21 protein-coding genes are annotated in these 22,694 nt (G+C 69.7%); 9 read left to right on the forward strand and 12 right to left on the reverse strand.

Annotated elements, in window-relative coordinates; genetic code table 11:
• The first annotated feature begins 61 nt into the window (after positions 1-61).
• Together ACS5PN_RS16855 and ACS5PN_RS16860 are read left to right on the forward strand one after the other, a co-directional pair.
• A complete protein-coding gene (locus tag ACS5PN_RS16855; protein WP_439465133.1) occupies positions 62-469 on the forward strand; it encodes a hypothetical protein in 408 nt (135 codons plus the stop codon).
• Positions 470-486: 17 nt separating this feature from the next.
• On the forward strand, positions 487-1,047 hold the full coding sequence (locus ACS5PN_RS16860) for a dihydrofolate reductase family protein (RefSeq protein ID WP_439465134.1): 561 nt from the start codon (positions 487-489) through the stop codon (positions 1,045-1,047).
• A gap of 9 nt (positions 1,048-1,056) precedes the next feature.
• On the opposite strand, the gene ACS5PN_RS16865 is transcribed toward ACS5PN_RS16860, so the two are convergent.
• The 9 genes from ACS5PN_RS16865 to ACS5PN_RS16905 form a co-directional block, all read right to left on the reverse strand.
• Complete coding sequence (locus ACS5PN_RS16865) at positions 1,057-1,611, reverse strand: hypothetical protein (protein WP_439465135.1); 555 nt, start codon at positions 1,609-1,611, stop codon at positions 1,057-1,059.
• A gap of 67 nt (positions 1,612-1,678) precedes the next feature.
• Positions 1,679-2,086 (reverse strand): response regulator, encoded by a 408-nt coding sequence (locus ACS5PN_RS16870; protein WP_439465136.1) that lies wholly within the window; start codon positions 2,084-2,086, stop codon positions 1,679-1,681.
• Positions 2,087-2,159: 73 nt separating this feature from the next.
• Positions 2,160-2,666 carry a GAF domain-containing protein gene (locus tag ACS5PN_RS16875; protein ID WP_439465137.1) on the reverse strand — a complete coding sequence of 169 codons (507 nt, stop codon included), beginning with the start codon at positions 2,664-2,666 and terminating at the stop codon, positions 2,160-2,162.
• Positions 2,667-2,693: 27 nt separating this feature from the next.
• A complete protein-coding gene (locus tag ACS5PN_RS16880) occupies positions 2,694-3,158 on the reverse strand; it encodes a metallophosphoesterase family protein (protein WP_439465138.1) in 465 nt (154 codons plus the stop codon).
• Complete coding sequence (locus tag ACS5PN_RS16885; protein ID WP_439465139.1) at positions 3,155-3,763, reverse strand: hypothetical protein; 609 nt, start codon at positions 3,761-3,763, stop codon at positions 3,155-3,157. The genes ACS5PN_RS16880 and ACS5PN_RS16885 overlap by 4 nt, the downstream gene beginning before the upstream one ends.
• Before the next feature lie 11 nt (positions 3,764-3,774).
• On the reverse strand, positions 3,775-4,167 hold the full coding sequence (locus tag ACS5PN_RS16890) for a GNAT family N-acetyltransferase (protein ID WP_439465140.1): 393 nt from the start codon (positions 4,165-4,167) through the stop codon (positions 3,775-3,777).
• A 1-nt stretch (position 4,168) separates the two neighbouring features.
• Entirely contained in the window at positions 4,169-5,350 is a 1,182-nt protein-coding gene (locus tag ACS5PN_RS16895; protein WP_439465141.1) for an FAD-dependent monooxygenase, read from the reverse strand.
• A 4-nt stretch (positions 5,351-5,354) separates the two neighbouring features.
• Positions 5,355-6,083, reverse strand: coding sequence for a substrate-binding periplasmic protein (locus ACS5PN_RS16900; RefSeq protein WP_439465142.1), 729 nt, complete (start codon positions 6,081-6,083; stop codon positions 5,355-5,357).
• A 10-nt stretch (positions 6,084-6,093) separates the two neighbouring features.
• Entirely contained in the window at positions 6,094-6,828 is a 735-nt protein-coding gene (locus ACS5PN_RS16905; RefSeq protein WP_439465143.1) for a substrate-binding periplasmic protein, read from the reverse strand.
• A gap of 128 nt (positions 6,829-6,956) precedes the next feature.
• Between ACS5PN_RS16905 and ACS5PN_RS16910 the strand changes: the two genes are divergently transcribed.
• From ACS5PN_RS16910 to ACS5PN_RS16920, 3 genes are all read left to right on the forward strand, one after another.
• Positions 6,957-7,940 (forward strand): potassium channel beta subunit family protein, encoded by a 984-nt coding sequence (locus ACS5PN_RS16910; protein ID WP_439465144.1) that lies wholly within the window; start codon positions 6,957-6,959, stop codon positions 7,938-7,940.
• Positions 7,941-8,229: 289 nt separating this feature from the next.
• Entirely contained in the window at positions 8,230-11,331 is a 3,102-nt protein-coding gene (locus ACS5PN_RS16915; RefSeq protein ID WP_439465145.1) for a diguanylate cyclase, read from the forward strand.
• Positions 11,332-11,370: 39 nt separating this feature from the next.
• The gene (locus ACS5PN_RS16920; RefSeq protein WP_439465146.1) at positions 11,371-14,433 is read left to right on the forward strand and encodes a P-loop NTPase fold protein; all 3,063 of its coding nucleotides are present in this window, start codon (positions 11,371-11,373) and stop codon (positions 14,431-14,433) included.
• Here ACS5PN_RS16920 and ACS5PN_RS16925 read toward each other — a convergent pair.
• Complete coding sequence (locus ACS5PN_RS16925; RefSeq protein WP_439465147.1) at positions 14,430-15,041, reverse strand: hemerythrin domain-containing protein; 612 nt, start codon at positions 15,039-15,041, stop codon at positions 14,430-14,432. The genes ACS5PN_RS16920 and ACS5PN_RS16925 overlap by 4 nt on opposite strands.
• Before the next feature lie 112 nt (positions 15,042-15,153).
• Here ACS5PN_RS16925 and tkt point away from each other — a divergent pair, with 112 nt between their 5' ends.
• From tkt to ACS5PN_RS16945, 4 genes are all read left to right on the forward strand, one after another.
• Entirely contained in the window at positions 15,154-17,169 is a 2,016-nt protein-coding gene (tkt, locus tag ACS5PN_RS16930) for a transketolase (protein ID WP_439465148.1), read from the forward strand.
• A 121-nt stretch (positions 17,170-17,290) separates the two neighbouring features.
• Positions 17,291-17,923, forward strand: coding sequence for a hypothetical protein (locus ACS5PN_RS16935; protein ID WP_439465149.1), 633 nt, complete (start codon positions 17,291-17,293; stop codon positions 17,921-17,923).
• 244 nt (positions 17,924-18,167) lie between these two features.
• Positions 18,168-19,166 carry a type I glyceraldehyde-3-phosphate dehydrogenase gene (gene gap / locus ACS5PN_RS16940; protein WP_439465150.1) on the forward strand — a complete coding sequence of 333 codons (999 nt, stop codon included), beginning with the start codon at positions 18,168-18,170 and terminating at the stop codon, positions 19,164-19,166.
• Between the two features lie 142 nt (positions 19,167-19,308).
• On the forward strand, positions 19,309-21,327 hold the full coding sequence (locus tag ACS5PN_RS16945) for a S8 family peptidase (RefSeq protein ID WP_439465151.1): 2,019 nt from the start codon (positions 19,309-19,311) through the stop codon (positions 21,325-21,327).
• Here the strand turns inward: ACS5PN_RS16945 and ACS5PN_RS16950 are convergent.
• Complete coding sequence (locus ACS5PN_RS16950; protein WP_439465152.1) at positions 21,310-21,975, reverse strand: hypothetical protein; 666 nt, start codon at positions 21,973-21,975, stop codon at positions 21,310-21,312. The genes ACS5PN_RS16945 and ACS5PN_RS16950 overlap by 18 nt on opposite strands.
• Positions 21,975-22,694, reverse strand: coding sequence for a biotin--[acetyl-CoA-carboxylase] ligase (locus tag ACS5PN_RS16955; protein WP_439465153.1), 720 nt, complete (start codon positions 22,692-22,694; stop codon positions 21,975-21,977). Before ACS5PN_RS16955 ends, ACS5PN_RS16950 begins: the two co-directional genes overlap by 1 nt.

Below are 22,694 nucleotides of genomic sequence, written 5' to 3' on the forward strand. Positions count from 1 at the left end.
AGTCGAAGCGGACGGGGCGAATTCGAACCTTGGGTGGACTCAAGTGCATCCCAGCGCGATCATGAAAGCGATCCGTCGCTTCCTGCTGCTTTCGCCGCTTCTGTTTGTCGCCTTCTTCTACGTCGGCGGTGTTCTGGGTGTCGTCGTTCAGGAGCTCTTGTTGACCACCTCGACGGAGATGAACCCACTGGTCAGTCGCATTGCGCTTGCCGTTTTTGCTTTGCCCGCCTTCGTGGCGCCGGCGTGGGGCATCTCTCGCTCAGTCTGGCTTCTTTCGCGCAACAGGAGCAAGGTTGAAAGCCTGTGTGCACTCCTGCTTTCCTTGCCGTTCATGCTGGTCGTCATGGGTTCAATTCAGCGGGCCTCAGCAGCATCGCTGATCAGCCAGACCAGCACCGAGGCGGCACTGTGCATTTCTCAGTCGCAGGGGCAGCAGCGCGACTGCAAGCAATCTATGGCCTCAGCGTGACCGGAGCCGAGCACACCATGGGACTTCTGACCTTCACCATCAACCTCACCCTCGACGGCTGCGTCGACCACCAGGAAGGAATCGCCGACGACGAGACCCATGCCTTCTTCACCCGCTTGATGGACCAGGCCGGGGCGATGCTGTGGGGCCGCGTCACCTACGAGATGATGGAGAGCCACTGGCCAGCGGTCGCGCGTGGCGACGTGGCGGCGCCACCGGCGATGCACGATTGGGCGGTCAAGCTGGAGGCCAAGCCGAAGTACGTGGTGTCGTCGACGCGCACGACCTTCCCGTGGACTCACAGCCATCTCATCGGCGGCGACGATCTGCGCGCGGGCGTGCAGAAGCTCAAGGACGCGACCCCGGACGGCGTGCTGCTGGGCAGCGGCAAGCTGGCGGCCGAGCTGGACCGGCTGGATCTGATCGACGAGTACAAGCTTCTCGTCCACCCGAGGATCGCCGGCCACGGGCCGACGCTGTATGCCAGCGGGCTGCCCGCCACGCGACGGCTTGAACTGGTCTCGGCGAAACCGCTGCGATGCGGTTCAGTCGCTATGCACTACCGGCGCGCGCGCTGACCTGGCGGTCTACGGCCGCAGCGTGACCAGATCCCGCAGCAGCAGATCGATATTCGCCCGCAGCGCGCGTTCGTTGGCGATGCGCAGCCTCTCGTTGGGCGAGAGGATGGCCTCGCTGAAGCGGGCCTCGTCGGTGTTGGCGATGCGGCGCTGGTAGACGGTCTTGCCGCTGGCCTTGTCGACCAGGGTGTAGCGCACGGCGGTGCCGACGGTCACGCCCAGGGCGGGCACCATGGGTTGGTCGAGTGGCTCGAGTTCGGCCTGCAGTTCGAAACGCGGCGCCGGCTCGGGCGACAGCGGCTTCATGCCGACGGCCAGCAGCGATTCCTCCAGCGCCTGCTGCAGGGCATCCGCGCTGACCTTGGAGCCCCACCAGCGGCCGGTTTGCTGGCCGCCCTTGACGGTGGCGACGCCGACCTGGCGTTGCAGCGCGTCCGGCACCCAGCTGCGGATCTGCAGCGCATTGGCCGGCGTGACGGCCATGGGCAGGGGCTGGCTGGGCGTGCCGCAGCCGGCCAGCATCAGGGCCAGCAGGGCGGCGGGAAGCAGGGCATGGCGAGACATGGGTGGGCCATGCTAGGCCGAAGCGGTGGGCTCGATGGGCTTAAAAGCGGCGGCCGAGCTGGCCTGTTCAATGTTCAGACAGCGGTTCCGGGGCGCCCAGCGCGGAAATCACCTCCAGCATGCCCTTCACCTTGAAGGGCTTGAGCAGCAGGCGGCAGACATCCAGCTGCTTGAGCCGCAAGGCCAGTTCGACGTCGCAGCTCGACGCGGTCGCTGCCACAAGCACATTGGCCGGATGCGAGGACTCGCCGGCGCGCAGGCGGCGCAGCAGCTCCAGGGCTTCGCCGTCCTCGTCGATGGCGATCAGCAGCGCGTCGTAGCGGTGTTCGAACAGCAGCTTCTCGGCCACGGCCGTGCTGGTGGCCTCCTGTACATCAGCCAAGCCCATCTCGCGGGCCATGGTCGACACGGTGCGGCGCAGCACGAACTGGGGCTCGACGAGCAGCAGGCGGCCGTGGGGCGTGGCCGCAGTCACTGGCGCACCCTTCGGCCTGCGGCCTGTCCCGCCAAGCGGGAACGAGCTTGCTTGGGGCGGCCCGGCGCGGCGCTCATTCGCCACCTTCCTTCTCGCCCTGGCCCATCAATTCAGCCACGACCAGGTCACGCAGGGTGCCGAAGATGGCCCGGTCCAGCATGTCGAAATGGCGCGGCTTGGTGTCGATGAGGCAGAGGGTGCCGATGGCGGCGCCGCCGGGCAGGGCCAGGGGCGCGCCGATGTAGAAGCGGATGAAGGGTGCGCCGGTGACCAGGGGGTTGTCGGCAAAGCGCGGGTCCAGGGCCGCATCCAGCACCTCGAACAGCTCGGGCTGCAGAATGGCGTGGCCGCAGAAGGAGATCTCGCGCGAAGTCTCGCAGGCGTCCAGGCCGACGCGGGCCTTGAACCACTGGCGCTTTTCGTCGACCAGGCTGATCAGCACGATCGGCATGTCGAACTCTTCGGCGGCGAAGCCGACGATGCGGTCGAAGCGCTCCTCGGGCGGAGTGTCGAGGATGAGCAGCTCGCGCAGCACGCGCAAACGCTCGGCGTCGTTGGCGGGGATGGGGGCGGGCAGCATGCGATGGGCAGAAAGGTTAGGTGGAGTCTAGGCCGCCAGAACGACCGTGTGGGCTTGCAGCTGGCCGTCATCAGCGATCAGCAGCTCGCCCGCCGCGATCGGCAGCCGGAAACGCCGCGGGCCTGCGCTGCCCGGGTTGACGAAGAGCACGCCGTCCCTGTGCTCGATGCGCGGCTGGTGGGAATGGCCGGTGATGACGGCGGCGACGCCGGCCGCGCGCGGGTCGATGGCCAGTTCTGCCAGGTCGTGCAGCACCTGCAGGGTCACGCCGCCGGCCTGCAGCTGCGTCGCCTCCGGCAGGGCCCGTCCCCAGGGCGCGTTGTCGTTGTTGCCGCGCACGGCGGTCAGTGGTGCGATGGCGCGGAGCTGGTCCAGGATGACCGGGTCGCCAATGTCTCCGGCATGCACGATGAAGTTGCTGCCTTGCAGCCAGGCCAGGGCTTCGGGGCGCAGCAGGCCATGGGTGTCGGAGATCAGCCCGACCCGAATCACTTCACGTCCAGCGTGTAGGTCACGGCCTGCGACATGCTGGGCAGGATGGCGCCGAAGTTCAGCGTGTAGCGGCCACGCTTGAGCGGGCCCAGGGCCACGTAGTAGCCATTGCCGGCGGCCGGGGCGTCATCGTCAGGCGCGACGAGGAAGCAACCCTTGGTGGCCTGGCGATGTGCGTCCAGGCCTGAGAAGCGTTTGCCGTTGAGGTCCAGCACCAGGGCGGCGGGTGCCTCGGTGGCGGACTCGGCGCGCAGCATCAGCGAAGCGCAGGCCTCGCGCTCGTCGTCGGGCGGGAAGGCGATGAAGTTGGCCAGCGGGAAGAACAGCGTCTTGCCGGCCGGGATGCTGCAGCTGCGCACCGTGCGTTTGGTTCCGTAGGTGCCGGCCAGGAACCACACCGGCCCGGACTGGCCGCTGGCGCACAGGCTGCCGTCGCTGTCGGCTACCGGGCTGTCCTCGTCCTCGAAGGACATGGCCCAGTGCCACCAGCGCTTGGACCATTCCTCCTGGGAGGCGCCAGCGATCGCCTTGTCCGGCGGGATGAGCTGGGCCTGGGCAGGCAGGGCAGCGGCCAGCAGCAGGGCCAGCATGAGGGCGTGTCGCATCGGGTCTCGATTCAGGATTTTCGTTTGCGTTCCATGGCCACTTGCGAGACCTGGAAGCCGAGCTTCTCGTAAAAGGCCGCCACGCCGTCGCGGCCGGCACGCAGCACCCAGGTCATCTCGTCGTTGTCGCCCAGGGCGGCCTGGACTAGGGATCGGCCAACGCCGCGCCCGCGGTGGGATTCGGCAACGACGACCATGGAGATATAGCCATTGAAGAGGCCGTCGGTGATGGCGCGCAGAAAGCCGACGACCTGGCCGTTGTCGACTGCGACGAGGGCGATTTGAGACCGGGATATGAGTTCGGCAAAGACGCCGGCGTCGGCGACGCGATGACCCCAGTGGTTGGCGGCCAGCAGATGCCGCGCCGTCTCGATCTCGTCGTGCTGGATGGGACGGACCTCCACCTCAGCCTCCGAACATCATGCGGTGGGCGAGGGCTTTCTTGAGCGGTGTCGCCATCTCAAGACCGGCCAAGGCCAGACCCCGCAACCCCGGCAGCCCGGGCAGCCGCCAGGCGAAGCTGCGAGCCAGGAAATCCGTCGCGGCGATCATGGGCCAGCGGTCGGGGGCGCGCGCCCAGTCGATGCGGGCCAGCACGGCACCCAGGCCCTGACCGGTTTCAGCCGCTTCCCGCAACGCATCGACCAGGGCCTGGGCATCGCGCAGGCCGAGGTTGAGCCCCTGGCCGGCCACCGGATGCAGGGTCTGGGCCGCGTTGCCGATGCGCAGGGCACGCCCCTGCAGCAGCCGCGTCTCGGCGTTCAGGCCCAGGGGGAAACACTTCAGCGCCGAGATGCCGGTCAGCGTCCCGGCCACGTCGGGCAGCTGCTGCTGGATGACGACCAGGCGCTGGGCATCGTTCAGCGCGGCGATGTCGTCCTCGGCTTGGGGCAGGCACCAGACCAGGGCCGCGCGCGCGCCTTGGGCGTCGTCGGGCAGGGGCAGCAGGGCCAGCGGGCCGTTGCGTGTGAAGCGCTCGATGGCCAGGCCCCGCAGGCCGGGAGCCGCCAGGCGCACCTGGCCGACCCAGGCGTTCTGCTGGTAGTCGCTGGTGATGGACTTGCGCTCCTGCTCGGCAAACACGCCGCCCTCGGCGACGACGGCCAGGTCGAAGCGGTCGACAACCGGGCCTTCACCGCAGTCCAGCTCGACACCGCTGGCGTCGGACCGGATGGCGTACACAGGCGTCGCAAAGCGCGTGAACAGCCTTTCGCGCTGTTGCTCCGCCAACGCCAGCCAGCGCTGCTGCAGCGGCGCGACCAGGGCGCCATAGGGCAGCACGGCGCCGAGCTGGGGCACGCCTTGCTCGGCCGCGCTGATGCGCACCGCGCCGGCGATGGGGGAGGGCGGTGCCTGGCTGACGTGCACGGTCTGGATGGCCTGGGCGGTTTCGGACCGCCAGGCCTGCAGGCGCTGCAGCAGGCGGATGCTGCCCAGGTTCAGCGCCAGCGTGCGGGCGTCGCCGCTGATGTCGCGGTCCAGCGGGCGGGTGTCGAAGAGATGGATTTCGGCGGAGGCCAGGCGCTCGGCGGCGAGCAGGGCGAGGGCCAGGCCAGCAGGGCCTGCGCCAATGACAGCTAACTTCATGGCCTCAACGATACCTGTCGACGATGCGTGCCAGCGTTCCGTCCGCTTGCAGGGCGGCCAGGGCGGCGTCCAGCTCGACCAGCGTGAGCGGCGCATGCGGTGACAGCGCACAGGAGGTGCGCCAGTGCGTGACGACCAGGGGCGGGTGCAGGGCCACCGGTACCTCGCCGCGGCGCAGCAGATATTCCAGGCTGGCCTGGCCGACCAGGGCGTGGTCGATGCGGCCGAGGGCGAGCTTGCGCAGCAGGCTCTCCAGGCTGGGCCCGTCGTCGCGCTTGAAGCCGGTGCCCAGCGCCGCGGCGGCCTGGGTGTACTCAAAGCCGGCAATCGTGCCGATGCGCTGGCCGGCCACGTCCTGCAGCCGCAGCGGCGCGGGGTGGCGCCTGGCCGTGACCAGCAGCTCGCCGTCGTCCAGGAAGGGGTGGCTCCATTGCAGCGGACCGGGCAGCCAGGCGGGCAGATAGGTGCAGATCAGGTCGGCCTCATCACCCGCGATCAGCAGCGGGCCGACGCGGCGGCGCGGCACGACGCGAAAGCGCAGCGGGCGGCCCAGGCGGCGGCCGAGCTCGACGGCGATGTCATGCTGCAGGCCGTCGACGACCTGGCCGTCGCGGATCAGGGCCTGGGGCATCTGCACGCTGCTGTCGACCAGCACGATCAGCGGCGCCTCGGCCGCGGCCGCCAGCCCGGGCGCGCCCAGGGCCAGCAGCAGGTGGCGCCTTGTCAGCCCCAAGGCCGGCCCTTCAGCGGAAGCGCTCGACGATGCGCGCCAGGCTGCCGTCGGCCTGCATGGCGGCAATCGTCGCGTCGAGCTGGGCCAGCGAGACGCTGCTGCGCGGCGACAGCGCGCAGGCGGTGCGCAGCCTGGCGATGACCAGGGGCGGGTGCAACTCCAGCGGCAGCTCGCCGCGGCGCTGCAGATAGTCGAAGGTGACACGGCCGACGAGGGCGTGGTCCATGCGTCCCGAGGCCAGCTTGCGCAGATTGGTGATGACGTTGGGGGCGTCGTCGCGCACAAAGCCCGAGCCCAGGGCCGTCTCGGCCTCGGGGTAGAGGAAGCCCGCCACCGTGCCGATGCGCTGGCCCGTCACGTCCTGCAGCTGGGCCGGGGCCGGGCGGCGCGCGGCGGTGATCAGCAGATCGGCATCGTCCAGGTAGGGGCGGCTCCATTGCAGCGGGCCGGGCAGCCAGCCGGGGATGTAGTTGCAGGCCAGGTCGGCTTCCTGGCCCTGGTCCAGCAGCTGGGCGAGGCGGCGGCGCGGCACCAGGCGAAAGCGCACGGGGCGACCCAGGCGCTGGCCGATTTCCTGGGTGATCAGGACCTGCAGGCCGTCGACGGGGCGGCCGTCCTTGAACAGGGCCTGGGGCATCTCGAGGCTGCCGTCGATGAGGACGTGCAGGGGCGCTTCGTCGGCGCGCGCGGTGCACGTGCCGGCCAGGGCCATCAGAAGCAGGCTGCGCCTTGTCGGGCGTCCCACCATGGTTCTCCGTCGTGCGCCCCGCCCCCGGCGCGCTCGGGGGCATTGTGGCCATGCGCCGCCTCGACCGGCCAGCCCCCGATAAGCTGTGGCTTTTCCGCACCGCCTTCCCCCCCCAAGGATTTCCCATGCAATACCGCCGTCTCGGCCGCGCCGGCCTCCAGGTCTCCGAACTCTCGCTCGGTTCCTGGGTCACGTATCACAACCAGGTCGACACCAAGGCCGCCACCGAGATGCTGGCCGCCGCCTTCGACGCCGGCATCAACTTCTTCGACAACGCCGAGGTCTATGCCCAGGGCGAGAGCGAAGTCGTCATGGGCCAGGCCTTCAAGGCCCTGGGCTGGAACCGCCTGGACTACGTCGTCTCCAGCAAGTTCTTCTGGGGTCTGCAGCGCGACGGCGTGACGACCACCAACCGCAAGGACACGCTGAACCGCAAATACCTGATGCAGGCCGTCGACGGCTCGCTCAAGCGCATGCAGCTGGAGCACCTGGACCTCATCTACTGCCACCGCCCCGACCCCAACACGCCCATCGAGGAAACCGTCTGGGCCATGAGCGACATCATTCGCCAGGGCAAGGCGCTGTACTGGGGCACCAGCGAGTGGAGCGCCAGCGACATCCGCGCTGCGTGGGAGATCGCCGAGCGCCACCATCTGCACAAGCCGGTCGTCGAGCAGCCGCAGTACCACCTCTTCCATCGCCGCAAGGTCGAGCAGGAATACGCCCGCCTCTACGAAGACATCGGCCTGGGCCTGACCACCTGGAGCCCGCTGGCCTCGGGCCTGCTGACCGGCAAATACCGTGGCGGCATCCCCGCTGGCAGCCGTGGCGCGCTGGAGAACATGAGCTGGATGCGCGAGCAGCTGCAGGACAAGGCCAAGAACGACGCCGTCGGCAAGCTGTCCGAGATCGCCGCCGAACTGGGCTGCAACACCGCCCAGCTGGCCATCGCCTGGATCAACCGCAACCCGCGCGTATCCACCGTCATCCTGGGCGCCAGCCGCATCGAGCAGCTGCACGACAACCTGGGCGCTCTGGCCGTCACGCCCAAGCTGACGCCAGACGTTGTCGAACGCATCGACGCCATCGCCAAGCCCCTGGCGGGCTGAAGTAAGGACCCTCGTCCAGTCGCGCCACGCTGCACGCGGGCGCGCCTGACCGGTCCCCGAGGGGACGGCGATGCCTGCCGGATCGACCGGCAAGCACATCGCCCGGGGCGGGCCGGCTAGGGAGCGGCCCGGCGCTCGGCCCGCAAACCACCTGCGATTCAGCACACAGCCGGCCCGGTGCGTGGGAATCATTCACGTTCCCTGAGGGCAAGACCCGGCAAGCCGGGCCTGTTTGCTGACTGAGAATGCCGGCATGAGGGTCTTGACAACAAAAGGGTGCGCTGCAGCCTTGCTGATCGTCCTGGGGCTGCTGGCCACCGCGGCGCAGGCCGTCGTGCCGCGCTTCGAATCCATCGGCGAACCTGGCGCGGTACGGGACAACGTTGTCTCGGCCTTGGCGCTCGACGCCCGCGGCCTGCTTTGGGCCGGCTCGCCCGAGGGCCTGCTGCGCTTTGATGGCTATGTCTTCCGCCGCTATCCCCTCAGCGGCCCCGACGGCCAGCTGCTGCCCGAGCAGTTCGTGCGCGCCATGCTGCCCGACCCGCGCGGCTGGATGTGGGTGGCCGCCGGCAACAGCGGCCTGGTGCGCCTGGACCTGGCCACCGGCCGTTGGGACCGCTGGGCCCGTGACGGCAAGTCGGCCGACGAGACCGCCCCCGCCGCCAACACCGTGCGCACTTTTGCGCTGGAGAAGGACGGCACGCTGTGGATTGGCGGCAGCGGCGGCCTGGACCGCTTCGACGTCAAGGGCCAGCGCTTCACCCACCAGCGCGGCAAGGAAGACGGCCTGCCCGACCCTCGCGTGCAGACCCTGCTGGTCGACAAGCAGGGCACGCTGTGGATAGGCACCTGGCGCGGCCTGGCCCGCAAGGCCGTCGACGGCCCCATCGAGACGCTGGATGTGGGCCTGGGCGACCAGCTCATCACCATGATCAGCGAGTCACTTGACGGCCGCATCATCATTGGCACGGCCCAGGGCCGGCTGCGCGCGCTGTCGCCCAATGGCCAGCCTTTGCCTTTCAGCCCCGGCGCCCAGCCCGGTGCCACGTCGGGCGTCTGGCCCGTCATGGCCATGGCCCAGCCCGACGCCGACGAACTCTGGTTCGGCGACGCCTCGGGCGTGTCGCGCCGCCGCGCCACCGATGGCGCCCTGATCGAGCGCCTGCCCGCCACCGGCGCCGGCAGCGCGCCCCGCAGCGATGTGCGCGCGCTGATGCGCGACCCCTCCGGCACCGTATGGGCCGGCAGCTATGGCGGCGGCCTGATGCGCCATGTGCCTTCGCTGCCGGGCCTGTCCATGGTGCGCGAAGCCATCGGCTCCGTGTCCGGCGGCCTGGATGTGCGCAGCATCCTGCAGCTGGACAACGGCGAGATCTGGCTGGGCACGCTGGCCGGTGGCATCGAGCGCCGCGACCGCGAGCTGAATCCCCTCGGCCTCGTCGCTCAAGGCGGCGGCGGCCTGCCGCCGGGCCGCGTCAATGCGCTGGGCCAGAGCAAGGACGGCTCGGTCTGGGTCGCCATCGACACCCAGCTGCTGCGCTTTGACACGCAAGGCCGCTGGAAGGAAACCCTGCGCAGCGGCAATGCCGTGCCGCGGCGCTTCCAGGCCACCGAGGATGGCGCGCTGTGGATCGCCACGCTGGACGGGCTGATGCGCTGGACGCCCGAGCATCCGCAGATGCGCGCCATCCCGACGGCCGGCCTCGTCGGCGGTACCGGCGAGGTCAATGCCTTTGCCGTGCTGCCCGACGGCAGCCTGTGGGCCGGCGGCGCGGCCGGCCTGTTCCGTGTTGCCAAGCCCGGCGCCGACGACCCGGTCGCCGAATGGGTGGAGCCCAAGGGCCTGACCGGCCAGACCGTGCTCGGCATGGCCGTCGACCTGGCCGGCCGCCTGTGGGTGGACACCGGCACCGGCCTGCACCGCCTCATCGACAGCGACGGCAAGAAGGCGCGCTTCGAGGTCGTCGGGGCCTCCGATGTCGGCGGCGCCTTCGGGGCCAACCTGCTGTTCGACAAGCAGGGCCGCATCTGGTCGCAGCGCAATATGTACGACCCGCACAGTGGCGAGCGCCGTGAGCTGGGGGCGGCCGACGGCGCCGACCTCGGCACCGGCTGGTTCCGCGCCTACGCCAAGCTCGACGACGGCCGCATGCTGTTCGGCGGCGCCCGCGGCCTGCTCGTCGTCGACCCCAACCGCTTCTCGCCCTGGACCTACAAGCCGCCGCTGGTTGTTTCGGAACTGCGCGTCGACGGCGAAGAGCGCGCCCTGCCCATGGGCGGCACCGACATCGTGCTGGCCCCCGGCGAGCGCGGCCTGAGCCTGGTCTTCGCGTCGCTGGACTACAGCCAGCCCAGCCGCAACCGCTACCGCTACCGCCTGCAGGGCCTGGACGCCGGCTGGATCGATGCCGGCACTCTGGGGCGCACGGCCACCTACACCAATCTGTCGCCCGGCCACTACCAGCTGCTGATGCAGGGCAGCAACCGCGACGGCGCCTGGAGCGCCAACGAACTCAAGATCGGCGTCGACGTGCGCGCCGCCTGGTGGCAGACGCGCTGGGCCCTGGCCCTCGCCGTCGTCGCCGCCGTGCTGCTGGTGGCGGCCATCGTCAGCATGCGCACCCGCCTGCTGCTGCGCCACCGCCGCGTGCTCGAGCTGCGCGTGCAGGAGCGCACCGAGGCGCTGGAGGCTGCCAAGGCCGCGCTGACGGCCAAGTCTGTCGAGCTCGAGGAAGCCAGCCTCACCGACCCGCTGACCGGCCTGCGCAACCGCCGCTTCCTGGATCGCCAGATGCCGGCCGACGTGGCCCTGGCCCTGCGCCACTATGAGGCTTCGGCGACCGGCGGCGACGAGGTCGAGAGCGAGCAGGACCTGCTGTTCTTCCTCATCGACATCGACCATTTCAAGCGCATCAACGACGCCCACGGCCACATGGCCGGCGATGCCGTGCTGATGCAGATGCGCGGCCGCCTGGAGCAGGTCTTCCGCGCCACCGACTACCTGGTGCGCTGGGGTGGCGAGGAGTTCCTCATCGTCGCCCGCGGCACGCCGCGCCGCCGCGCGGCCGAGCTGGCCGAGCGCGCCCGCCAGGCCATCATGGCCCAGCCCTTCGAACTGGGCGGCGAGCTGCGCCTGCCGCTGACCTGCTCGGTCGGCTTCTCGGCCTTCCCGCTGTGCACCAGCCTGCCGCGCGCGCTGGACTGGCATGCCGCCATCGACCTGGCCGACGCCGCGCTCTACGACGCCAAGGACACCGGCCGCAACGCCTGGGTGGGCCTGCTGGACGCCACGGCCGACAGCGAGGACGAGCTGCGCCAGGACATCCGGCGGCCGCTGGACAGCTGGGCTTCCAGCGGGCGGCTGACGCTGCTGCGCTCCAGCCGCAGCTAGGGCTGGATTCGAGCGGCGGCGCTTCCTACCATCGCCGCCATGCAAGCGCCCGCCGCCGCCCATCCGCCGCTGTCCTTCGGCCATGCGGCCCTGGTCGGGCGGCTGGTCGACGAACTGCAGGCCAGCCTGCGGCCCGGCGCCGGCAGCAGCACCGAGCCGGCCCTGGTGGTCGGCGTCTTCGGTGAATGGGGTGCGGGCAAGAGCCGGCTGCTGCAGACGGTGGCGGACGCGCTGCCGCCCGGCGATGGCGAGCAGGAGCTGACCGTCGTCGTGCCCTTCAACGCCTGGCGCTACGAGCGCGAGGAGCACCTCCTCGTGCCGCTGCTGAAGGTGGCCCAGCAATGCCTGCGCAAGCGGCTGGAGGACAGCCTGGGCGAGGACATCGGCCGCAACGAGCGCCTGTCCGACCGCTTCGAGCTGCTGGGCGACCTGGCCCAGACCGTCTACCAGCATGGCGGCCGCGACCTGCTGCAGGCAGCGCTGGCGAGCCAGGGTGTCGTGTTCAAGCTGCCCGAGCTCAAGCCCGACACCGACAAGCCCAAACCCTCGACCTGGGCGCGCTGGCGGCAGCGCCGCGAGGCCCTCAAGCTGGCCCGCCGCCTGGCCCTGCCGGCCGACGGACTGAACAGCCTTTACTACGACTTCCTCGAACACCTGAAGTCCGTCACCGGCCGCAACCCGCGTGCCCTGGCCCTGCACCGTGAACGGCTCAAGTACCGCGGCCTGGGCTGGTGGCCGCGGCTGCGCTGGCAGGTCCGCGTCGGCTGGCATTGGCTGGGCTTGGGCGAGTTGCCGGCCGAGCCCGACTTCCGCCTCAACTTCGTCTTTCTCGTCGACGACCTCGACCGCTGCCTGCCCGACAAGGCCGTCGAGGTGCTGGAGGCCGTCAAGCTCTTCCTGGAGGTCGAGGGTTGTGCCTTCGTGCTGGCCCTGGACGAGGAGGTCGTCGAGCGCGGCATCGCGCACCGCTACCGCGACTACGCCCTGCAGGGCAAGGAAGGCATGACGCCCATCACCGGCGCCGAATACCTCGAGAAGCTCGTGCACCTGCCGGTGCGCCTGCCGCGCCCGACGAGGGCCGAGGCCGAGGACTTCCTGCTGCTCAAGCACCCGGCCCTGTTCGGCGCGGAGGGCAAGCCCAACGAGCTGGCCCGCCTGGTGGCGGCCATCACGCCCTCGGTGCCGCGCAAGCTGCACCGCATGATCACGCTGCTGGAGATGGCCGACCGGCTCGGCACCCCGGTCGGCGGCCAAGGGACCGAGCGCCGCCACTGGCTGGCCATCGTCTGCGCATTGCAGCTGTTCACGCCCTCGCTCTACCGCTATGTGCGCCTGCGCGGCCCGACGCTGCTGCTGACGCTGGCCGACTGGCGAGCCGACGCCCGCCTGCGCGATCTGGATGCCCTGCGCGGGGAGCTGGCCAACGACGTGCGTGCAGTGACCTCGCCCGCCGAGCTGAACTACCGACTGGTGCTGCTGCGCCTGCCCGACCTCTGCGCAGCCATCCTGCAGAACCGTTCGGGCTTCGACCTGCTGGAGCTGCTGGCCCAGGTGGGCGAGCTGAGGCAGAAGGCGCCGCTGACGGCGACACAGCTCGGCGCCCTGCTGGCCTTCACCGAGATCAAGGCGGAAGACAAGGCGCCGGAGCCCGCGGCGATGCCGCCCGTGGCCGGCGCTGCCGTCGTGGCTGCGCCAGTGCCCGCCATGCCACCACAACCCCCCGTGGCCGAGAAACCGGCGGCGTCGGACCCCGTGCGAGCCCCTGCGGCCGCAGCCCAGCCCGCGCCGGCGCCTCCTGCTGCCGAGCCCGCGCCCGCCCCGCCCGTCAGGGCCGAGGTGAGGCTGGAGGACGAGCGCGGCCTGCTGGAGGCCCTGGTCTCGGGCGATCTGGAGGTCGTGCGCTTCGCGCTGTCGAAGGAGGGCGAGGCCCTGCGCGGCCGCAGCCTGCCGACGGGCTTCTGGGAGCTGCTGCGCAACTCGCCCTGGTTCACGCGCATCGGCGGCTGGATGGTCGACGGCATGCCGCCCGGTCCTGTCGAGCAGGTGCTGCGCGAGCTGCGCCCCCATCTGTCCCAGGCCATGGCCATCGATCTGCTGCGCACCTATGGCGCGCCGCTGCATGCGGTGCTGCGCCGCCCGAGCTGGGCGAGCCGGGTCAAGGTCGATGAGGATGGCCATTCACCCTTTGTGCTGGCGCCTGCGCTGGACACCGATCTGCGCATCTCGCTGGCGACGCGCGAGGCCGCCTCGGCGGCCGACTGGCAGGTGCCGCGGGGATGGCTGTGCCCGACCGAAGATGTGCTGTCCCACCGCGTGGCGGACTGCCAGGTGATGCTGAAGGTGGGCGCGGACGCACGCTTTGGTGTCTTTGCCCTGCTGACCCTCATTCGTGAAGGCGGTGCCCGCCCGGCGACGCAGCGTCTGCGGTGGATGGAGGCAGGCCACTTCACGGCGGGGTCGCCTTCCAGTGAGCCTGGGCGTTCGCCCGACGAGCGCGCGCCCTTGTCCATCCAGGTGCACACGGGCTTCTGGATGGCCGACACGGCCTGCACCTGGGGTCTGTGGTGGGCCGTCATGCCGGAAGGCATGCCGCCCGGCTGGGACAGTGACCACGATCACGACCCGGTGATGGGGCTTTCTCCGGATCAGGTGCTGGATTTCCTGCGCCGCTTGGAGCTGCTCCTGCCGCCCTGCCAGGCCGCGCTGCCCGACGCCGTCGAATGGGAATATGCCTGCCGCGCAGGCACGAACACGCCCTGGGCCTTCGGCATGGATGTCAATTCGGGGCAGGTGCGCATGCTGAGCTCCGGGCCCGTACCGGTGGCCAGCCTGCCGCCCAACCCCTGGGGCCTGTACGAGATGCACGGCAACGTGGCCGAGATCTGTGCCGACGGGGCCAGCTACCCGGGGTTGGACGGTTCGTTCGCCGGGCCAATGCGGGCCGATCGCTTTGTGCTGCGCGGCGGCTCTTTCGCCGACCCGCCGGCAGCGACTCGATCCGCGGCTGTCCAGATGCTGGAGAGGAACGAGGGTGCGGGCTTTCGCTTCACGCTGCGGGCACGCGAGAAGCCACCCATCGTCGGCTCCTCGGCCGCTGTCTAGGCGCCCGGCGCCGGCCCCCAGCCGAAAGGCGCCGGCAGCACCGCCAGGATGCGTTGGCGCAGCGGCGCATAGGCTTCGTCCACCGCTTGCCCCGCTCGCGGTGCCAACGGGTCCTGGTGGCTGCCGAAAGCCTCGTCCAGCTCGGCCCAGTCTTCGGCGCTGAACGCGCGTGCCGCGTGCGGCAGGATCTCGGTTTCCTCGCGCTTCATGTGGCGCAGATAGCGTGCCGAGTACACGTGCAGCTGCTGCTCGAACTTGTCACGCCGCGCCTCGCCCATCTGCTCCCAGGCCAGCAGGCTGTGCTGCAGCTCGCGGATGGCGCGCTCGCCCTGGGCATGGTCGACCTCCAGGTCGTCCAGCGTGTCGCGCAGCCCGGGCGCCAGCGCCCTCAGCTTGGGAAAGAGCAGCTCGCTTTCCTTTTTGTGATGCAAGCGTTCGGGAAATTCGTCGACATAGAACAGCATGGCCCGCAGTGCGCCGAAGTCGGGCAGCGTGCCGGCCCGGCGCTGCGCCGCCAGCAGCAGCGGCAGCGTGCGCAGCATGGCCGCGAGGGCGTCGTGCTCGGCGCGGATGACGCGCACGGCCAGGGGCATGGGCGTGGGAGACATGCTTCAAGCGTCGCGCCGGAAAGGGCAACTGGTATTGCGCTGGATCAAGCCACGTCCAGGCACCCCCGTAAAATCCCGCGTTTTGCCCTTCCAGCCCAAGAAAGCCCCGGCCATGACCGCAACGACCGCCTCCCCCACCCTCATGGCCAACGCGATCCGCGCGCTGGCGATGGACGCCGTGCAGGCGGCCAATTCCGGCCACCCGGGCGCCCCGATGGGCATGGCCGACATCGCCGTGGCGCTGTGGGCGCGTCACCTCAAGCACAACCCGGCCAACCCGCACTGGGCCGACCGCGACCGCTTCGTGCTGTCCAACGGCCACGGCTCCATGCTGATCTACGCCCTGCTGCACCTGACGGGCTATGAGCTGCCCATCGAGGAGCTGAAGGCCTTCCGCCAGCTGCACAGCAAGACGCCGGGCCACCCCGAAGTGGGCATCACCGTCGGCATCGAGACGACGACGGGCCCGCTGGGCCAGGGCGTCACCAACGCCGTCGGCCTGGCCCTGGCCGAGAAGCTGATGGCGCGCGACTTCAACCGCGAAGGCCACACGGTCGTCGACCACCACACCTATGTCTTCCTGGGCGACGGCTGTCTGATGGAAGGCATCTCGCACGAAGCGGCCGCCCTGGCTGCGTCGTGGAAGCTGAACAAGCTGATCGCCATCTACGACGACAACGGCATCTCCATCGACGGCCAGGTCGCGCCCTGGTTCGGCGACGACACCGCCAAGCGCTTCCAGGCTTATGGCTGGAACGTCATCGGCCCGGTGGACGGCCATGAGGTCGATGCCGTCGACGACGCCATCGGCCAGGCCAAGAAGAGCCAGGACAAGCCGACGCTGATCATTGCCAAGACCCACATCGGCAAGGGCTCGCCCAACCGCGCCAACACCAGCAAGGCCCACGGCGAGCCCCTGGGTGCCGAAGAGATCAAGCTGACCCGCGAGGCCCTCGGCTGGACGCACGAGCCCTTCGTCGTGCCGCCCGAGGTCTACACCGCCTGGGACCACAAGTCCGCCGGCGACCGCGCCGAGAGCGAATGGGACGTGCGCTTCGACAGCTATGCCGAAGCCCACCCGGAGCTGGCTGCCGAGTTCCAGCGCCGCATGGCCGGCGTGCTGCCCGCCGACTTCGCGCAGATCGCTGTCGATGCCGTCGTCAAGGCCCATGCCGAAGCCCAGACCGTTGCCAGCCGAAAGGCGAGCCAGCTGGCCCTGGAAGCCTTCACGCTGAAGCTGCCCGAGATGCTGGGCGGCAGCGCCGACCTGACCGGCTCCAACCTGACCAACACGTCCAGCACGCCCGCCCTGCGCGTGGCCGCCGACGGCACCGTCAACAACGGCCGCCACATCAACTACGGCGTGCGCGAATTCGGCATGGCCGCCATCATGAACGGCATCGCCCTGCACGGCGGCTTCATCCCCTATGGCGGCACCTTCCTGACCTTCAGCGACTACAGCCGCAACGCCATCCGCATGGCCGCGCTGATGAAGACCCGCGTCATCCACGTGATGACGCACGACTCCATCGGCCTGGGCGAAGACGGCCCGACCCACCAGTCCATCGAGCATGTCGCTTCGCTGCGCCTGATCCCGGGCCTGGACGTCTGGCGCCCGGCCGACACGACCGAAACGGTCGTCGCCTGGACCATGGCCCTGGGCAATGCCCAGCGCCCCAGCCTGCTGGCCCTGAGCCGCCAGAACCTGACCTACTCGCCCAAGACCAATGTCGACGAGATCGCCAAGGGTGCCTATGTGCTGGCCGAGCCGGCCAAGGGCAAGGCCCAGGCCGTCATCATCGCCACCGGCTCCGAAGTGCAGCTGGCCATGGCCGCCAAGGCCCTGCTGGCCGAGCAGGGCGTCAAGGTGCGCGTGGTCTCCATGCCGTCGACCAATGTGTTCGACCGCCAGGACAAGGACTACAAGAAGAGCGTGCTGCCCAAGGGCCTGCCGCGCGTGGCCGTCGAGATGGGCGTCAGCGACTTCTGGTGGAAGTACGGTGTGGACGCCGTCGTCGGCATCGATACATTCGGCGAATCCGCGCCGGCCGGCGTGCTGTTCAAGCACTTCGGCTTCACGCCGGAGAACGTCGCCGCCACCGTCAAGGCGGTGCTGAAGAAGAAGTAATGCCGCTGCTCCCTCCTGGCCGGGCACGGCCAGGGAGTGAGTGATGTGGAAATGCCGGGCCGCGCTTGTCGCGGCCTTTTTCTTGTGGACCGGCAGCGCACGGGCCGAGCACGTCATCGGCGTGTCCTATACCTCGAGCGCCTGCCTGAAATACCCCGGTTTCAATCCTTTCTTCCTGCGCGGTGGCGGCATGCCCGACGTGCGCAAGTTCTTCGCCGATTTCCGGTTCCAGGCCGATCCCGCGCTGCCGCCCCAGGTCGATGTCGTGTATTCGAACCTGCATCCGGCGGCGCAGGCCTTCTTCGTCCAGCACCTGGAAGCCGTCCGTTGGACCTGTACCGAGCCGCCCGTGGACACGCAGACCCGTTTCGAATGGTCCTCGGTCAGCGGTCCGCCCGGCGGCCAGCTGCGGCAGACGAAATTCGGCGAGGCCCAGGTGACGCTGAGCCGTTTCCTGGCCTTGATGAAGGAAGTGCCCGAAGAGAGGGTCAGCTTCAACCTCGACGAGATGGGTTGTCCCTTCGTCGTGCGCTGGACGACCTTCCGGCCGGCCGCAGCGAACCGGGCCCGACCGCTCAGCGGCAAGCCCGACCCGCGGCAGGCCGCCTTGCTGCAATGGCTGGCCAGCCTGGAGGTCGATGTGGCCGACGCCCTGCGCGACAAGCTGATCGGCGAGTCCATGGACATCAAGATTCCCTGCGGGCGCATCAATCTCGCGCCGCCGTCAGCAACCGCTGCCAGTTCGGCGGGCTGAAGCCGTCATCCGTGCGACCGTTCATCCCTGAATCGCGGGACAGGCTGCCCTTTCCGCGACGGGATACTCGCGGCCAACATTAAAAAGCCGGGGCAGGCAGCATGCGCCGGTCGACTGGGTTGGCATCGGCGCCCTGATCCCGTTCAGCAGCCGAAAGCGCTGAAATCGCCCTGAAACCACCCCTGGGCGCGAATCACCGAGAATCGCGGCCGCACAGAATTTTTATCCTCCTGGAGACTTTTCCATGACCATCAAGATCGGCATCAACGGCTTCGGCCGCATCGGGCGCATGGTGTTCCGTGCCGCCGTCGCGAATTTCAAGGACATCGAGGTCGTCGCGATCAACGACCTGCTCGAGCCTGACTACCTGGCCTACATGCTCAAGTACGACAGCGTGCACGGCAAGTTCGACGGCGAAGTCTCCGTGGACGGCAACACCCTGGTCGTCAACGGCAAGAAGATCCGCCTGACCGCCGTCAAGGATCCGTCCGAGCTGCAATGGTCGGCCGTCGGCGCCGACATCGTCGTCGAAGCCACCGGCATCTTCCTGGACAAGGCCGGCGGCGAGAAGCACCTGGCCGCGGGCGCCAAGAAGGTCATCTTCTCGGCCCCCTCCAAGGATGAAACGCCGATGTTCGTCTTCGGTGTCAACCACACCAAGTACGCCGGCGAAGCCATCATCTCCAACGCCTCCTGCACGACCAACTGCCTGGCCCCGCTGGCCAAGGTGCTGAACGACAAGTGGGGCATCAAGCGCGGCCTGATGACCACCGTGCACGCCGCCACCGCCACGCAGAAGACCGTGGACGGCCCGAGCAACAAGGACTGGCGCGGCGGCCGCGGCATCCTCGAGAACATCATCCCCAGCAGCACCGGCGCCGCCAAGGCCGTCGGCAAGGTCATCCCCGAGCTGAACAAGAAGCTGACCGGCATGGCCTTCCGCGTGCCGACCAGCGATGTCTCTGTCGTTGACCTGACCGTCGAACTGAACAACGAAGCCAGCTACGCCGACATCTGCGCCGAGTTCAAGGCCCAGAGCCAGGGCGCGCTGAAGGGCGTGCTGGGCTACACGGAAGACAAGGTCGTCGCGACCGACTTCCGCGGCGACGCCCGCACCTCCATCTTCGACGCCGAAGCCGGCATCGCCCTGGACGGCACCTTCGTCAAGCTGGTGTCCTGGTATGACAACGAGTGGGGCTATTCGAACAAGGTCCTCGAGATGGTCCGCGTTGTCGCCGGCTGATCGATAGCCGTTTCGACCTGATGAAACCCCGCAAGACATCATGTCTTGCGGGGTTTCTGCTTTCTTGCGCGCCACATTTGTTTGCGATTGCTTCCCGGGCTCACACATAAACTGGCAGCCCGTCCCGTACGAGCTCGCCGTCATGAAGTCCATGCGTCTGCTGTCGATCGTTGTCCTGGCCGCGCTGGCCTTCCCGGTCCTGGCCCAGACGGCCGACACGGAAGCCCGCGTCATCGTTCGCTTCAAGCCCCAGGCCGACAGCGTGCGCGCCAAGGCCCTGGCCCTGCGGGCGACGCGGACCGAGGCGCGCGAGATCGCGCAGACGCGCGCCACGGCCCTGGGCTTGCGCACCGGCCACCGCCTGGCCGCCGGCATCAGCCTGGACGAACGCACCCATGTGATGGTCGCCAAGGGCATGACCAGCGCCCAGCTGGCCAGGAGGCTGGCGGCGGACGGCGAAGTCGAACTGGTGGCCGTGGACCAGCGCCGCAAGATCAGCAAGCTGCCCAACGACCCGCTGTTCGGCGGTGCCGACGTGAACCCCGAGTCGACGGTCGGCGCGGTCCAGGCCCGCACCATCGACCAGTGGTATTTGAAGAAGCCCGCGGGCCAGGTCGTCTCCAGCATCAACGCGCCGGCCGCCTGGGACACGACGACCGGCACTTCCACCACCATCGTCGCCGTGCTGGACACCGGCGTGCGCATGGACCACCCGGACCTGGTGGGTCAATTCGTCACCGGCTACGACATGATCGGCTTCGGCAGCCCCGGCGCGACGTCGACGGCCATCGCCAATGACGGCGGCGGCGCCGATGCCGACCCCTCGGACCCGGGCGATTGGGTCGAGCAGGCGGACCTGAACGGCGTGCTGGGCAACAGCGGCTGCGACAGCAGCGACATCGGCAACAGCTCCTGGCACGGCACCCGGGTGTCCGGCCTGATTGCAGCGCTGAGCAACAACGGCCTGGGCATGGCCGGCGTCGGCTGGGGCCTGAAGATCATGCCGGTGCGCGTGCTCGGCAAGTGCGGCGGCTATGACAGCGACATCATGGCCGGCATGAAGTGGGCTGCCGGCATTGCGGTGCCCGGTCTCCCTGCCAATGCCAACAAGGCCAAGGTGCTCAATCTGAGCCTGGGTGGCAGCGGCAGCTGCAGCGACCTCTACAAGCAGACCATCTCGGCGGTCAACGCCGCCGGCGCCACCGTCGTCATTGCGGCGGGAAACTCAGAAGGGCTGGCCGTCGGCTCGCCGGGTAACTGCCCCGGCGTCGTCACGGTGGCGGCCCTGCGCCACGTCGGCACCAAGGTTGGCTTCTCCAGCCTCGGTACCGAGGTCACCATCGCGGCGCCTGGCGGCAACTGCATCAACACGGGTCTCAACGACGCCTGCCTCTACCCGATGATCAGCACGACCAACTCCGGCTCGAAGGGGCCGGTGGCCGCTGACAACGCCTACACCGGCAGCTCGGCCTCGGTCGGCACCAGCTTCTCGGCCCCCATCGTCAGCGGCATCGTCGGCTTGATGGCCTCGGTGCGGCCAAGCCTGACCTCGGTCGAGGCCACGCAGATCCTCAAGTCCACGGCGCGCGCCTTCCCGACGACGGGGGGCGGCAGCGCCGCGGACGGCAACCCGCCCCAGTGCAAGGCGCCCAGCGCCACGGCCCAGGACGAGTGCTATTGCACGACCACCACCTGCGGCGCCGGCATGGTGGACGCGGCTGCAGCCGTGGCCGCCACGGTGGCGCTGAACGGCACGACGGTGGCCATCACCCAGAACCCCGCCAGCGGCCTGACCGCCGGCCAGACGCTGACGCTGACAGCCGCGGCGAGCGGGCTGCCGGGTGGCCGCACGGTCGCGTCGACGGCCTGGGTGCTGGTGGACGGCGGCGGCATCGTGACGGCCTTCGCCTCGGGGGCCAACACGGCCACGGCAACGGCCACGCCCTCGGCAGCGGGCACGTTCACGGTGCGCGCCGATGTGACGGACAGCGCCGGTGCGGTCTACAGCCAGTCGTCGACGATCAGCGTGGCAGCGGTGGTGGTGACGCCACCGGCCACCAGCGGTGGTGGTGGTGGTGGTGGCGGTGCAGCCAGCGCCCTGTGGCTGGCCGGTCTGCTGCTGGCTGCGTTGGCGCTGAGGCGCTCAGCTGCTGGCCGCTGAAGCGGCAGGCGCTGCACTGCAGGGCCTGAAGCCGGCGGCCAGTGCCGAGTCCTTGGAGGCCTTGAGGCGGGCCGCCAGCAGGCCGTCGGCCTGGGCGATGACCAGGGTGTGGCGGCTCACCGGCTTCTTCAACTCCAGCACGCGCAGGCCCTTGAGGCCGCGCTTGTCCATGGCCTCGGACTGGGCCGTCGCCTCGGCCTGGGTCGCATGCTTGCTCAGCACGAAGGCCGGCTGCTCGGCCGGCAGGCCTTCCAGCGGCTCGAAATTGATGTGCAGCCCCTTGTAGGTGGCTTCCTTGCGGGCGCGGAACTCCGGGTCGGCCAGCTTGATGGTGGCCACCACCCAGACACCCGCCTGTTCGCTGCTGCGCACCTGGGCGTCGGCGCCTGCCGTCTTCAGCGCGGCCTGGGCGGCGGCCAGGGCGGCTTCGCCTTCGAGCGGGCCCAGCTCCAGGCAACTGCGCTGGGCCGCGGCCACGGCGGCGCTGGCGGCCAGGGGCTGGATGCGTTCGGGATGCTGCTGGGCCGCGACGCGCTGCGGCTCGCGGCCGCCTTGGGCCGGCAGGCCGGTGACGGTATCCAGCCAGCCGCGCGACCAGATGAAGAAGAGGGCGTTCACCGCCAGCAGCACGAGCACGACGATGCGCATCACAAGCGAGTCTCCAGTCTCAGGCTCAGTTCACCGCCGCTCATGGGCAGCAGGCCGGTGGCAGTTTCGAGCAGCAGCTCGCCGCGCTCGCTGACGCCGCGTGCGATGCCGGGCTGCTCGCCGACGCGTACGCGCTGATCAACGGCCAGGTCGCGCCGCGCGAAGGCGGGCTGCCAGGGCGCAAAGCCCAGGGAAGCAAAGTCGGCCAGCAGGGCCTGCAGGGCCGGGGCGAGGCGGTCCAGCGTGGCGACAGCCGTGACCGTGGGGTCCAGGGTCTGCAGGGCTGCGTGGCCGCTGGCGAAGGCGGCTCGGTCGGCGTCGGCGGGCAGGGGCTGCAGATTCAGGCCGATGCCGATGACGACACCGCGGCGCTCTCCCGCCAAAGGCACCGTCTCGATGAGGATGCCGCCGAGCTTGGCGCCGTCCAGGAAGAGGTCATTGGGCCACTTGAGCCGGATGCGCCCGCCGCCGGGGTCCAGCACATCGGCCACCGTGCAGCCGACGGCCAGGGAGAGACCGGCCAGGTCGAGTTCGGTCGGGAAGCTGCGGGCGACCGAAAAGGTCAGGGCAGCATCGTCGCTCTGCCAGGCCCGGCCCAGGCGACCGCGGCCGGCGGTCTGGCGCGAGGCCGAAATGATCAGGGGCCCGCCGCCGTCGCGCAGATGGGCCAGCGCCTCGGTGTTGGTCGAGCCGCATTCGGCGAGATGGCGCCGCTCCAT

Origin of the sequence: Roseateles sp. NT4, assembly GCF_051857475.1 — a bacterium.
Lineage (GTDB): Bacteria > Pseudomonadota > Gammaproteobacteria > Burkholderiales > Burkholderiaceae_C > Pelomonas.